Genomic DNA, 14,386 nt, shown 5'->3' with positions numbered 1-14,386 from the left:
TTATCCATTCCCACTATTAAAATATTTCTAAACTATTAAATTTCTCTTCAACAAGATAAGCTGCTCTATCAAAATTACCTCTATTTTCTACAGTATAATCTGTAAAGTATTTATAACCCTTTTCTCTTTCTTCTTTCATCTTAATTAGTGTTTCTATTCCTCCTTCAGAAAGTGGACGATTTTTAGTTGAGAGATAATTTATATTTCTTTCAATCATAAATATTACAGAATTCTTTTTAAGATGATAATAATTTTCCATTTTTGATACTACACCACCACTGGTCGAAATTATTACATTTTGTAAATTTCCAAGTCTCCTAACAATTTTTTTCTCCATTTCTCTAAATGTAGATTCATCTTCATTTCTTAGAAAATCTGCAGGACTAATTCCATACTCATTTTGAAATTCTCTATCCAAGTCATAATGTTTACGATTCATAATCTTTCCAAGTTTACGACCAATTGTTGTTTTCCCTGCACCTGGCATTCCTACCAAAACTATATTCATATTTTCTTTTATATAATCATCAAAAATATTTTCAAAAATATATTCACTGTATTTTTTTCTTGTTAAAATCTCTAAACTTTTTTTAGTTTGATAAAGTTCTTTGATAAATCCACGATAAATATCGATATTATTGTTTTTTGCATCAATATATAATTTTGAAAATAACACATCTTTTGAAAAATCTATTATATATTCTAAATTCGGGAAATTTGATAAATAAATTATATTTTCATAATTTTCAATATCACTATCCAACATATTTATAAAAACTTCACTAGAATATTCTTTTTGATAAATTTCATCTTTGTTATATATTTCTATTGAATTTGCACCTAATCTTGTGAGAGCATATTTTAATGAATTTACGGAATCTTCACCCCTTAAAATTAATATATTCTTATCTTGAATTTGGAGTCTATATTTGTTAAAAAATTGCATATATCCATAATATTCAGTATTGAACCCAAAGTTTTTGCCTTTAACTTTTTGAATTAAATTTAAATCACCAATTTCTTTAGCCTGAAAAGTAGAATCTTCTATTGATTTCATAAATTTATTTGAACTTTTAGTATTTATAAAATATCCTTTAAAACTATTTCTTTTTAATAAATTTTGTATTTCCTCTTCATTTAGATTAAAAGAACCAATTTCATTTCCTATAAATCTATTAAGTATATATTCTGTAAATTTATTCTCATTATAATTTACAAGTGCATACTCTAAATTGTATTCTTTTTTTATTCTATTGAATTGTTTTTTGTTTGATTTTATTAAAACTTTATATATTTCATTTAATTCTGGTATTTTAGATATTCCATTGAAGTTAACAAACTGAATATTCTTAGTAAGCTTATCATTTTCTATATTATTATTGAAAATATACTCATATATTTCTTCACTTAGGGAAACTCTCTCTAAAAACAAATCATTCAGCTGTGAATCTATATTCTTAATATCTCTTAAATAATATTTAATTTTCTTGATTTTATTACTTTCATTATTCATTCTATATTTTATTCCTAAATAATTTTTGTTTATAAAAAAGGGAATCTTTCGATTCCCATTAAATTAATGATCATATTTTACTAGTGAGAAAGTCTTGTAACCTTCAAATAAATCCATTCCTTTTAAATCTTCAAGTTCAATTAAAAATCCTACGCAAACTATTTCAGCTCCTGCTTCTTCTACTAAATCAAGCGCTGCTTTTGCTGTACCACCTGTTGCTAACAAGTCGTCAATTAATAAAACTTTATCTCCTTTTTTAAATACATCTGCATCTATTTCGACTACATTTGTACCATATTCAAGAGAATATTCTTTCTTGATAATATTTCCAGGTAATTTTCCAGGTTTTCTAACTGGTACAAATCCCTTTCCAAGTTTTAAAGCTAAAGGAGCTCCTATAATAAATCCTCTTGCTTCAATACCTACAATATAATCAAATTCCAAGTCTTTAACTTGATCTTCTATTTGTTTTATAGCCTCTGCAAATGCTTCACCATCTTGAGTTAATGTAGTTATATCCTTAAAACTTATTCCTTCTTTTGGAAAATTTTCTATAACTCTTATTTTTGATTTTATATCCATTTCTCCCTCTTCTCCATGTTAGAAATTCATACGCTTTATTATTTTACAATATATATGAAATTATCTCAAATTTTAGTGTTTTTAATCTTTATTTCTACAATTTCCGGTGTATTAAATATCCTTTTAGCCCATACAAAATTATTTCCTAAACCTTTTGAATTTATCATAATAGTATTTCCTGATTTGAATACACCTCCTGCATATCTCGGAAATAATCCTTGATCGGGTGCTAAGACTGGAATATTAAATATTCTAGCATGTCCTCCATGAGCATGTCCTGAGAATACTACATCATAATTATACTTCTCATACAATTTGAAAAATTCAGGTCTATGAGAAAGAAGTAATTGAAAATTATTCGGATTTTCAAACCTTTTAAGATTTTCTATAATCTCTTTTTTTTCATCTTTATCAACTCTTTCTCTCGGGCTTATATATTCATTGGGATCTTTTATACCAACTATTTCAAAATGTTCAAATTCAACTTTCGAATTATTTAATACAACAACTCCATTTTCTTTTAATTTTTTTTCTAATTCATTATATTTATCAGCTCCCTTTTCATGATTCCCCTGTATAAAATATATATCCCCTTTAAGAGCATTAACCAACTCCATTGCGATATCAATATTTGTACTTTTGCGATCAATTAAGTCTCCTGTTATAAATATAAAATCATAGTCTTTCTTTATTAATTTTATAATTCTAGATTGATTTTTCCCAAATCTTGTATTATGTAAATCTGATATCTGTAGAATATTTATTTCATCAATATCTGGATGTATATTTTTTTCAATTATATATTTTGTTAATTTAACACGACTATTATCATAAATTATATAAATAATAAAAATAAAGGCTACAATCCCTAATATTATGTAATATATCATATCATTTATTCAGCAAGATATTTATATAAATTTCTTGCTCTTTCATCTTTCATAAATTCTATTATTCATCTGAAAACTTAGCTATTTTACAATAATTAAATTTTGTATAATATGTAGTTTTATTGATACATCTATATTTGTAGTATTATTTTTTCTTTAGCTATTAATTTTCTTTATCCAAAGCCAAAGATATGTACAATGCATTATCAATATTTCTTACTACTTTTTTGTCTAACTCTCCTACTTTATCTCTCAAACGTCTTTTATCAATAGTCCGAATTTGTTCTAATAATACTACTGAATTTTTGGGTAATTTGATATCTCCAGTAATTACAACATGTGTGGGTAAATTAGATTTATTTGTTTGAGAAGTTATAGCAGCTACAATTATCGTAGGAGAATATTTGTTACCTGTGTCATTTTGTATAATAACAACTGGTCTTACTCCTCCTTGTTCCGACCCTACAACAGGACTTAAGTCTGCGTAGAATACATCTCCTCTTTTAATCTTCAAAACTTTTCTCCTCGATATAAATTCTGGATACTCTCGGAGATATGGAAGTCATCACTTCATACGAAATTGTATTCGCCCATTTAGCAACCATATCTGGTGTAATTTCTTTATCACCTGATTTTCCAATAAGTATAACATCATCATGTAGTTTTACATCTATATCAGATACATCAACCATTAGCTGATCCATCGTTATATTTCCTAAAATTTTTGCTTTTTTACCATTTATAAGAACATAACCAACATTCGAAATGTTTCGCATATACCCATCTGCATAACCAATAGATACCGTTGCTACCTTACTTTCTTTATCAGCTATAAAAGTTCTTCCATAAGAAATAGATTCCCCTTTTTTAATAATCTTAATATTTGAAACTTTTGACAATAATTCAAACGAATTTTTAATACCTAAATCAAAATTTTCTTCCATATATTCTGATGGATACATTCCATACATTGATATACCTGATCTTATAGCATCTGACTTAGTATCGTAAGCTATTGCTGCAGCATCATTTGCACTATGTTTCATCCAATTTTGAGAGATATCTTTTAATGTTGTAATTATTTTATTAAATTTGTCTAATTGATAATTAGTATATGATCTATCTTTTTCGTCTGCTGATGAGAAATGAGTAAATATTCCCTCTATATTTATATTTTCCATAGCATTAATTTTTCTTATATCTTGAACACTTTTTTCATTAACTTGAAACCCTAGTCTATTGTGTCCTGTTTCTATTTTTATATGTGCTCTTACAGCATTTCCAGATTCATTAACCGATTTCGCTATTTCTAAATTATAAATATTCATTATTAAATTATATTTGCTAAGTAAACTATAGTTATCTGGTAATATATATCCAAATATTAATATATCTTTTTTTATTCCACTTTCTCTAAGCTCAATAGCTTCATTGATAGTCGCTACACAAAACATATCTATCTTATCTTCAATATGCTGGGATATTTTAACTGCTCCAAGTCCATAAGCATTCGCTTTAACTACGGCAAGAAATTTATTTTTTGTTATATTTTTTAATATATCTATATTATCTTCTATAGTTTTCAAATTAACTATCATTCTATTCGCATCAAGCTTCATTTGTTTCTCCAAAAGCAATAGGTAGTTGTTCTATTATATCTCTTGCTATCATACTAGTTTTTCCATATTTTTTAGCTGCATAGTCACCTGCAAGCCCATGCACATAGCATGCAATTTTAAACATTTCAAAACTATTTTCTTTTGCAAGAAGCGCCGCAACGATACCCGTAAGCACATCACCTGAACCCGCAGTTGCCATACCACTATTTCCTGTAGGATTTATAAATGTTTCAAATCGATTTGCAACTATACTATCTTTCCCTTTTAATATCAAATTGATATCAAATCTATCTATATAATTTTTTACACTACCAATTCTATCATATTCAATTTCATTTAATGTATAATTTGATAATCTTGAAAATTCCATTACATGTGGAGTTAAGTATAAATTTTCTCTCATTAATTCTGGATATAGAGCTAGTATATTTATAGCATCCGCATCAAGTACAACAGGACCTTCAAAATTATTTAATACAATTTCAACTATCTCTTTTGTATGTTCACTAACTCCAAGTCCTGGACCAATCGCCACTACAGTCTTATTTTGTATAACATTTAATAATTCTTCTCTATTAAATCGTCCAAACTCCCCATATCCTTCATCATGTATTGAAAGAACTATTTGCTCGGTTGTCTTTATTTCAACTATTTCAGTTAATGAATCAGGAACCAATAAATAAACAAGTCCAGCTCCAGATCTAAGAGCAGCTTCAGAACTTAACACTACTGATCCTGTCATTCCTTTACTTCCACCAATAATTAACACTTTTCCAAAATCATATTTATTAGAATTTTCATCTCTTTTAGGAAGCAATTTCTCTGTAAATCCAAAATCATCAATCTTATTTAAATTGCATACTGCTGTTGCATAATCACCGTCATGACTAATATTGACATTAACTTTTGTAATAGATTTTTCTTTCATAATTTTATATACCTTACTAGATTCAGCATTTACATATGGTGCATTATTCTCATCATGTAATATTTCAATATCAGTAAAAGATAATTCTTTTCCTATACCAACTTGAAAAGCCTTTGCTACAGATTCTTTTGCCGCAATTAAACCAGCAATACTTTCATGCCTAAAATGTCTAGACTCTAAATATTCTTGTTCATTTTCTGTAAAGAATCTGTCTAAAAAATTCTTTTTTTCTAAAAGATTTTCAATTCTTTTTATATTAACAATGTCAATTCCTATCATAATAAGCTCCAAAACTATAGAAATTTATCTAAATATAATATATCATAATGTTAACAAATTTTCTAAAAAATAAAGCCTAAAATATTGACTAAACTCACAAAAACAAAACCTAAATCTATGAATTCTTAATTTATTAATTAATCAATATAAATTATCTTTGTAGAAATATATAAAATGCGAGCAGTAAAATGAAGATTTCAAAATTTTTTAGTAATAATTCCAGCTATGGTTTTATGAATAATATAGACAATTATACAATTAAATCATCTAAAAATTTATCATTTGAATTATCTGATTGGGATATAACATCCTTGCATTCTGAAGCAAAAAATCATTGTGCAGCAGTTAGCTCTACAAATATAGATAAATATTTTTCTGAGATTTCTGAAATTTATGATAATTTTGATATAATCTCTAGATTTAATCAAAATTATAATTTAATTGGTAATGGGCCTATTTTTTCTTTTGCAAATAAAACAAAAAAAATTCTAGATAAAAAAAATATAAATATCGATTATAAAAGAAAATGGATAGATAAATTATCATTTATTAAAGATTCCATAGATAATGACAATATATTAGCACTACTTCTATCTTCAAACTTTAAAGATTATCATTGGATATTATGTACAGGATATTTAATTACTAGTGATGATAAAATCATACTTAAAATCATAGATAATTGGAATAAATCTTTTAGATATTATATTCCTGGTGAACAATCTTTTATAATAAAAGCTACTAAGTTTTGGGGAGTTTAAAATTTCTATTTAGATTTAAATTATATAAAATTAAAGCCTTCGGTAATAAGTAACCAAAGGCTTTTTTATATTTCATATATTTTATTCAAACTTAAATAATATAAGAATATATTTTATCTCTATTTTATTACACTCTTAGCTTTGTATCCCCATTATAAACTTCGTCAATAATAGCGGAACCAATGCAGACTTCACCATCATAAAATACTGCAGCTTGACCAGGAGTTACAGATTTTATATGGTCATATTCTACTTCTACATGAGTATCATCGATGAATTTCACTTTAACAGGGATATCCTTTTGTCTATATCTAAATTTTGCAACACCTTCAAAATCTTCTCTATTAAAATCCTTTAATGAAGTTTGAAACTCTGATGCAAGTAATCTATTTGAGAAAAGATGTTCATTCGTTGATCCTTGACAAACTAAAAGTTCATTTCTTTTTAAGTCTTTTCCACAAACAAACCAAGCTTCTCCATCTCCACCAATTCCAAGCCCTTTTCTTTGACCAATTGTATGATACATTAGACCATTATGCTTCCCCATAACTTTTCCAGTATCAACATCTACCATATTTCCAGGTTGAGCCGGTAAATAATTTGAAAGGAACTCATTAAAATCTCTTTCTCCTATAAAACAAATTCCTGTAGAATCCTTTTTATTTGCTGTCGATAGATTGTATTTTTTAGCTAGTTCTCTAACTTCTGATTTCTGAAGATCTCCTACAGGAAACATTACATCTTTAATTTGATCTTGTGTTAATTGTGATAAAAAATAAGTTTGATCTTTGTTATTATCAAGACCTCTAAGCATTTCTACACTTCCGTCGTCATTTCTTCGAATTCTGGCATAATGTCCTGTTGCTAAATAATCACATCCTAAATTTTTTGCAAAATCTAAAAATGCCTTAAACTTAATTTCTTTATTACACATAATGTCCGGATTTGGAGTTCTGCCTTTTTTATATTCATCTAAAAAGTATGTGAATACACGATTATAATATTCTTTTTCAAAATTTATAGAATATATAGGAATACCTATTGCATTTGCTACAGATTCCGCATCTTTATAATCTTCTTCCGCAGTACAAAAACCATTTTCATCAGTGTCATCCCAATTTTTCATAAATACACCAACTACATCATATCCTTGTTCCTTTAGAAGAAGTGCAGCAACAGATGAATCTACTCCACCACTCAAACCTACTATTACTTTAATGTCTTTGTTATCTTTCATATTATCTCTTTCTAATATACATTTCTTTTAACTTTTCAATTAATGTATCTATTTCATCTTTAGTATTTGTAAATCCAAAACTAAATCTAATCGATCTTTCTGCTCTTTCAGAATCATACATATTTTCTATTACATATGATGGTTCTAAAGTATTTGCATTACACGCTGATCCTGCTGAAACATAAATCCCATTTAAATCTAAATATGTTAGAAGTAAATCACTTTTAACCCATGGAAAATAAACATTTACAATATGATTTGTAGTTTTTTCAATATCTCCATTTATTTCGAATGGTATTTCTTCAAGTTTTTCCAGAAAATATTTCTTGATATTTGATACATGATCCCAATCTTCATCAAGCTCATCTAAGGAATTTGCCATAGATACAGCTGATATTGTATTTGAAGTTCCAGCTCTTCGTCCCGACTCCTGACTTCCGCCATAAATTAAATTCTTTAATTTATTCTTTGTATATAAAACTCCAAAACCATTCAATCCACCTATTTTATGCCCAGAAAAACTCATTGAATCTACTCCAAGCTTCTCTACATCAATATTAATATGTCCAAGTGCTTGAACTGAATCAACATGGAACCATATCTCTGTATCTTTAAGAAGTTCAGATATCTCTTCTATCGGTTGTATAATCCCAGTTTCATTGTTTACATACATTATAGATACCAATTTCGTTTGTGGATTAATCATCTTTTTTAAATCATCGATATTAATTTCTCCATCTTCATCTGCTTTCAAATAAATAACCTTAGAATTCGAATGTTTCAACGATTCTAAAATTGATTTATGTTCAATATTAGTAGTTATAATTTCCAAATCTTTATCATCAAAATTATTTAAAATCATATTATTTGATTCTGTTGCACCAGATGTAAAAATCACATTTTTTGGATTGGCTCCAATATATGAAGCTATTTTCTCCCTAGCTTCTTCTAAATGAATTTTAGTCTTTTTCCCTAATGCATGAATAGAAGATGGATTTCCTTGATATTCATCTAAATTCTCTATTAAATTTGATATTGTATTTTTCCTTTTTATTGATGTTGAAGCATAATCAAAATACATAAAACCTCTTTTCTAATTGTATTATATCATTAAACCTCATTATACCTAATTTTATTGATAATAAGTTTGTTTATATTTTATATAAATTATATTAATATTTAAAAATTCAAAAACGGCTTGAAATTAACAATTTCAGCCGTCTATAAATATAATGGTGCTCTTTGCCGGAATTGAACCAGCGGCCCCTTCCTTACCATGGAAGTGCTCTACCTACTGAGCTAAAAGAGCATGATATTGGTATTATAAATATTAATTCTATATTTGTCAATCTCTACACTTACTAATAAATATTGACTATAGAAGAAGCTTCCACAATATATTATGGAAGCTATCAAATCCTTTTTATATTATAATTAAAATTTTGTATATCAATTTCCTTAGATGTAAATATAAAAATCTGGCTGAATTTTTCAATTTTATTAATTAATAAATCTAAAGCCTTTCTCATTCGGTCTTCATCAAATCTGATAAATAAATCATCAATTAATAATATTTTACTTTCATCATTCTCTATTAATAAATCGATGAGTGCTAGTCTTAAAGAAAGATAGAACTGATCTATTGTACCACTACTCAAATACTTCCAATCTATTAAATCTTTAGTCTTACTATCTTCAACTTTTATTGAGAAATCATTTGAAATATATAATTTTGAATATTTTCCATTTGTAATATCATTAATAATATTTGAAGAAATTTCATTCAATTTTACTGAATAATTATTTTCAAGTCTTTCAAATGATTTTTCCATAAGTTTTCTTGTAGTTTTATATAGCTGAAATTCTTTTTCAATTTTTTCTTTTTCTTTTTCTGCCATTGCCATTTCATATTCAATAGTAGAAAAGTTTTTCTTACCAGAAAATCTTTCTTTTGCAGAAGTTTCTATAGCTACTATTTCATTATCTATTATCAATATTTCATCTCTTAAATCTTCGATATTTTCATATTTAACATCAGATATATTCATTTTTTGTGATGAAAAGTAATTATCAATTTCATCAATTGCTTTATTCATATAATATATCTCATTTTCATTTTCTTTACTTTGATAATCAAGTTTTTCAATCTTTTTTTGAAGTTCTTCTTTTCTTATAATTAATTTATCAATTTTTTCTTTTTTTAATTTTTCTTTATTTGAATAATTCAAAAAATAAATGAAAATGGAAACTAATGCAACTATGATAGCCAAATACTTATTTACCCTAAATAAAGTAAAAGAAATTATAAAACTTATAATAGAAATATCAAATACATTAATTTTAGTAAGAGAATTCTCACTATTCAATGAATCAATTTTTTCATCTATAAATTCTATTTCTCTATTTTCATTTACCGTGCTATAAATACTTCTCTTATTTTCATATTCTTTTTTTGTATAAAGAATATCTTTCATTTCATTCTTTTTAAAAATCAAACTTTGCATATTTTCTATACGAGTAACTAAATCTTTTTTGCGTTTATTAAGACTTGAAATTTTATTTGAAAGTATACTCTTCTCTTTTTCATCACTTAAAGCTTCTTCCATCTCTAATTTAAGATTATCAATTTTATTATTGATATCTATAAGTCTTCCTTGTTTTCCAGACCTTGATTTAATTTTATATATTTTATCGTCTAATTTAGAAACAACACTATTAAAAGATGTGTCTTCTTCCCCTGTAGTAACTAAATTTACAAGTTTTCGTGTAATTTCATCTTTAGTATTGTCATTATTTATAACTATTGATTCAGAAAAAATAAATAAAGTCTTTTTAAAAGTTTCATATCCTATGCCAAAGAAATACTCACCAGGTTGTTTAGGATTAGGTATATTTATCAAAGACCCTGTATTCAAATTATAAATATCAACTATATCTGTTGAATTAGAATTTAAAAATGTTCTTTCGATTTTGTAATCTATACCTTCTTTTTCAATTACAATAAAACCTTTCATAATTTCTTGATTCCAAGGCTTATAACGTCTTCTTTTATTTTGAAGTAAATCTTTTGATTTTGATTGACTTCCATAAAGTACCATTAAAATGAAATTTAAAATAGTAGATTTACCCGATTCATTTTTTCCATATATTACATTTAGACCTTTATCAAATTCGAGTTCATAATTATTAAATTTTCCAAAATTATTTATATAAATCTTTTTTATCATAATTATTCCTCAAACAAATCTAATGCTAAATTTATTATATCTTCCTTATTTTCATTGGATACATCTAGTTTTAATAATTCTTTAGCAAATATTCCTTTTAATGTATTTTCTCTTGCAAGCTTATCTAAATCAACTCTAAATCTTGTAAAATCATAAATTTCAATATATTTAATATCATCTAAAAATTGTAATAAAATGTCGATATTTACAAATTCATTTTCATTTCTATATCCATATAAATTAATTCTGTAATAATGCTTTTTATATAGCTTTCCAAATTTTTTTTCAAGTTTATTTCTTATTTGATCTGCAATATCAGATTGAGTTTCAAAATTTCCAATTTCTATATCTTCTATTTGAAATTGACTGTCTGAAACTTTGTAAAAATTCATATTATTAGTATTTTTAGTTACATCTCCAATATATATTCCTTTTTCTCCAATTTCATCAAATCCTCTACCTAATGGATTCCCACTATATGAAAAATAAGTTTTCCCTAATTTTTCGATAGGACTTCTCTTATGGACATGACCTAAAGCAATATATTCCAGTCTTGAATTTTCAATATCTTCCTTAAATATTGGATGATATGCATTTATTTCATTTCCAATTTGACCATGAAAAACACCTAAATTAATAAATTCATCATTAATTTTAATATCTTTAATTTTTCTATCATAGATATGTGAATGATTGAATCCAAATCCATAAACTCTAGTATTTAGTTCTTTTATTTCTACAAATTCTATTTCTTCATCAAGAAAAATATGTATATTGTCAGACCATTCTTCCCTATATACAGATTCTAAGCTAACATAATCATGATTTCCTGGCGATATAAATATATTTCCGGAAAAGTTTCCAAGTATTTCTTTAATTTGCTTCAATAATCTAGAATCTACTGATGATGTTTCGTAAAAATCTCCAGCAATTAAAACAATGTCTACTTTCGCTTGTTCAAGCATTCTAAAAATTTCAAATAAAGTTTTGATTAAGTTGTTATTTATTTCTTCTCTAAGGCTGTTTTTAACATTTAATTCACCACCAAGGTGAAAATCAGCCATATGACATACTCTAATCTTTTGCATAAATACCTCAGGAATATTATAGCATAGATAGAACAAATGTTCCGAAGATATTTAATAATATTAATATTCTTCACTTCATATTTTCTGCTATTTAATTTGCATTTATCTAATTATTTTTATATAATAAAAATTACATTAAAAATATTTGACTTTTATTTTTTTTTGTACTATACTTAATAAGTCGTCGGAGTGTGGCTCAGCTTGGTAGAGCACTCGGTTTGGGACCGAGGGGTCGGAGGTTCGAATCCTCTCACTCCGACCATTACTATTTTAAACGTTTCTTATGAATATTGAAAAACAGACGTTATCGTTGATATATCAACATTTCATCAATTTTCACTAAACCCAATAGAGCATAATAAAACATAATAAAAAATAAAAAAAGGTAGTCAATATAATCTGTGATACTAAAAAAAGGGAATGTATAAACATTCTCTTTTTATTTTATTTAAACAATGAATAAATATCCCTATCAATCTTTATAGCAAGATTGTAAATATAAAAACTGCCAACATTGTTACATTTATTTAAAATAAAAAAAGAGCGTATACTCGCCCTTTTATATAAAACTTTAAGCTACTTCTAACAATCTATCCATCATCGCTTTTTTTATAACAAGCTTTATATTATTTGTAGCATTTTCAATTTTAACTTTTTTAATAAATTCTTCAAATCCTATCTCTTTTACATTTTTACCTATTAATTCATCGGCGAATGAACTAGTAATTACAGTAACATTTTCAAAATCTAGTATAATATTTTCTAGACGTAAAAAATCTATGTATTTAGAAATAGTAATTCCTAATTCTCTTGTACCAAGATTTTGCCCGAATTCTATTAATTTTATCCTGTTCATTTTCACCTCCTAAAAATTTAAATACTCATCAATTTCATTACTTAAATCAATCCTACCATCTAGATAAGTAGAATATGGTATATAATCTCCTCCCATTATTGATCTAATATCAACTTTTTGACTGTATTTATACTTAAATTGTACTATAGTGCCACCCCATTTGCAACCTAAATTGAAAGTCGTTTCTTGATTATGGTTTAATACATATGCTCCATTACCTGATATTATTCTAAGTTCTCCAGACATGGATTTTATTAATTTTTTTAAAATATATAATCCATTACCTTGTCCTTCATTTTCCAATCCTTCTGTTTTAATATTTTTATCCGTCGCATACATTACACATTCTTTATCAGTTAAATGTCTATATTTTTCTGTTTTTCTTAATGCATTAGGGATTCCTATTCCTGTATCTACGACACATACATCAATTTCTTCATTATTTTTATAAGGTTGAACAATAATTAATCCATCTGTCTTAGCTTCTGAATGTCTATCTATGTTTTCAATGACTTCAGTTAAACAATATTCTATCATATACATAATATTATAATTTTCGTCTTCAGATTCTTTAGATTCTAAGTTGCATAAATTAATAAATATTTTTGTAATTTCAGTAGGGATTATCATTAAATTGTTGCTGTTTATTTTATTTAAAGGTATAAATTTCCCTTTACTTTTATGTCTAATAAAATTTTCTTTATATTTGTATCCTATTAAATCAAAAAAATTTATTCTAGAAGCATAATCAACTACATTTTTATTATCTATATTTTCTAACTTAAAATTAAAATTTAATCCATTACTTTTATTTTTTATAATCCAACTTGAGAGTATGAGGTAAACCCAAGGATTTATAAAATTAGAATTTCCAAAATCTAAAGCTATAATGTTGTCATCTTTTAATTCATCTTGCAACTTTTCTAAATCTAAAACTAATTCATAAATTTTTTTATAATTCATTTTTATTTTCATGGTAACTCCTAATAACTAGTATTATTATACTATCAAATAATAAATTTGTTTTAAAATTAATTATAGAATTAATATGTAGTGTAAATTTAAATCATAACCACCAGCTTAGCTGGTGGTTTGCACTGCCCCTATAAGGGGCTTTTTCCTGCTGTGCACCTTGTGCACATTGAATGTCTGCCAACTGCACTACTTTCTCAACTGGTGCTAAAGCACCTTGTTTTTATATTTTTATTTTGTTTTCTTTCCAGAAAACGGATCTACATATTCTTTTATACTTATTTGATCAGCTGTATAATCTTCTTTTAACTGATTTCTTATATATTCTTGTATCTTCTTTGCATTTTTCCCTGCTGTATCTACAAAGTATCCTCTACACCAAAAGTTTCTATTTCCATACTTATATTTTAAATCTGCATGTCTATCAAATATTA

Annotated in this window: 14 protein-coding genes and 2 tRNA genes; 2 read left to right on the top strand and 14 right to left on the bottom strand. The window is 25.9% G+C overall.

Annotation, left to right across the window (positions count from 1 at the left end):
- Positions 1-16: 16 nt before the first annotated feature.
- The 6 genes from G534_RS0105655 to G534_RS0105630 form a co-directional block, all read right to left on the bottom strand.
- A complete protein-coding gene (locus tag G534_RS0105655; RefSeq protein ID WP_027348263.1) occupies positions 17-1,513 on the bottom strand; it encodes a shikimate kinase in 1,497 nt (498 codons plus the stop codon).
- A 63-nt stretch (positions 1,514-1,576) separates the two neighbouring features.
- A complete protein-coding gene (locus tag G534_RS0105650; protein WP_027348262.1) occupies positions 1,577-2,095 on the bottom strand; it encodes an adenine phosphoribosyltransferase in 519 nt (172 codons plus the stop codon).
- Between the two features lie 65 nt (positions 2,096-2,160).
- Positions 2,161-2,985, bottom strand: a complete 825-nt coding sequence (locus G534_RS0105645; protein WP_034596039.1) for a metallophosphoesterase — start codon at positions 2,983-2,985, stop codon at positions 2,161-2,163.
- Positions 2,986-3,148: 163 nt separating this feature from the next.
- Positions 3,149-3,499, bottom strand: a complete 351-nt coding sequence (locus G534_RS0105640) for a type II toxin-antitoxin system PemK/MazF family toxin (protein ID WP_027348260.1) — start codon at positions 3,497-3,499, stop codon at positions 3,149-3,151.
- A complete protein-coding gene (alr, locus tag G534_RS0105635) occupies positions 3,489-4,604 on the bottom strand; it encodes an alanine racemase (protein WP_027348259.1) in 1,116 nt (371 codons plus the stop codon). The genes G534_RS0105640 and alr overlap by 11 nt, the downstream gene beginning before the upstream one ends.
- On the bottom strand, positions 4,594-5,811 hold the full coding sequence (locus G534_RS0105630) for an NAD(P)H-hydrate dehydratase (protein ID WP_027348258.1): 1,218 nt from the start codon (positions 5,809-5,811) through the stop codon (positions 4,594-4,596). Before G534_RS0105630 ends, alr begins: the two co-directional genes overlap by 11 nt.
- 233 nt (positions 5,812-6,044) lie before the next feature.
- Between G534_RS0105630 and G534_RS0105625 the strand changes: the two genes are divergently transcribed.
- Entirely contained in the window at positions 6,045-6,572 is a 528-nt protein-coding gene (locus tag G534_RS0105625; RefSeq protein ID WP_169513550.1) for a hypothetical protein, read from the top strand.
- A gap of 127 nt (positions 6,573-6,699) precedes the next feature.
- Here the strand turns inward: G534_RS0105625 and mnmA are convergent, their stop codons facing one another.
- The 5 genes from mnmA to G534_RS0105600 form a co-directional block, all read right to left on the bottom strand.
- On the bottom strand, positions 6,700-7,809 hold the full coding sequence (mnmA, locus tag G534_RS0105620) for a tRNA 2-thiouridine(34) synthase MnmA (protein ID WP_027348256.1): 1,110 nt from the start codon (positions 7,807-7,809) through the stop codon (positions 6,700-6,702).
- Position 7,810: 1 nt separating this feature from the next.
- Positions 7,811-8,890 (bottom strand): cysteine desulfurase family protein, encoded by a 1,080-nt coding sequence (locus tag G534_RS0105615; protein WP_027348255.1) that lies wholly within the window; start codon positions 8,888-8,890, stop codon positions 7,811-7,813.
- Positions 8,891-9,042: 152 nt separating this feature from the next.
- Positions 9,043-9,118, bottom strand: a tRNA-Thr gene (locus tag G534_RS0105610).
- A 103-nt stretch (positions 9,119-9,221) separates the two neighbouring features.
- A complete protein-coding gene (locus G534_RS0105605; RefSeq protein WP_027348254.1) occupies positions 9,222-11,036 on the bottom strand; it encodes an ATP-binding protein in 1,815 nt (604 codons plus the stop codon).
- Between the two features lie 2 nt (positions 11,037-11,038).
- Positions 11,039-12,124, bottom strand: a complete 1,086-nt coding sequence (locus G534_RS0105600; RefSeq protein WP_027348253.1) for a metallophosphoesterase family protein — start codon at positions 12,122-12,124, stop codon at positions 11,039-11,041.
- Between the two features lie 185 nt (positions 12,125-12,309).
- Between G534_RS0105600 and G534_RS0105595 the strand changes: the two genes are divergently transcribed.
- A tRNA-Pro gene (locus tag G534_RS0105595) sits at positions 12,310-12,386 on the top strand.
- A gap of 309 nt (positions 12,387-12,695) precedes the next feature.
- Here G534_RS0105595 and G534_RS0105590 read toward each other — a convergent pair.
- The 3 genes from G534_RS0105590 to G534_RS0105580 form a co-directional block, all read right to left on the bottom strand.
- A complete protein-coding gene (locus tag G534_RS0105590) occupies positions 12,696-12,980 on the bottom strand; it encodes an STAS-like domain-containing protein (protein WP_027348252.1) in 285 nt (94 codons plus the stop codon).
- A 9-nt stretch (positions 12,981-12,989) separates the two neighbouring features.
- Complete coding sequence (locus G534_RS0105585; protein ID WP_027348251.1) at positions 12,990-13,955, bottom strand: ATP-binding protein; 966 nt, start codon at positions 13,953-13,955, stop codon at positions 12,990-12,992.
- Positions 13,956-14,183: 228 nt separating this feature from the next.
- Positions 14,184-14,386 (bottom strand): IS200/IS605 family transposase (locus G534_RS0105580; RefSeq protein WP_027348250.1); only part of this gene is annotated, 203 nt, incomplete at its 5' end.

It is taken from the genome of Helcococcus sueciensis DSM 17243 (assembly GCF_000423145.1).
Taxonomy (GTDB): Bacteria; Bacillota; Clostridia; order Tissierellales; family Peptoniphilaceae; genus Helcococcus; species Helcococcus sueciensis.
Note: the sequence above shows the minus strand (reverse complement) of the source record. Positions and strands in the feature narration are given on the sequence as shown.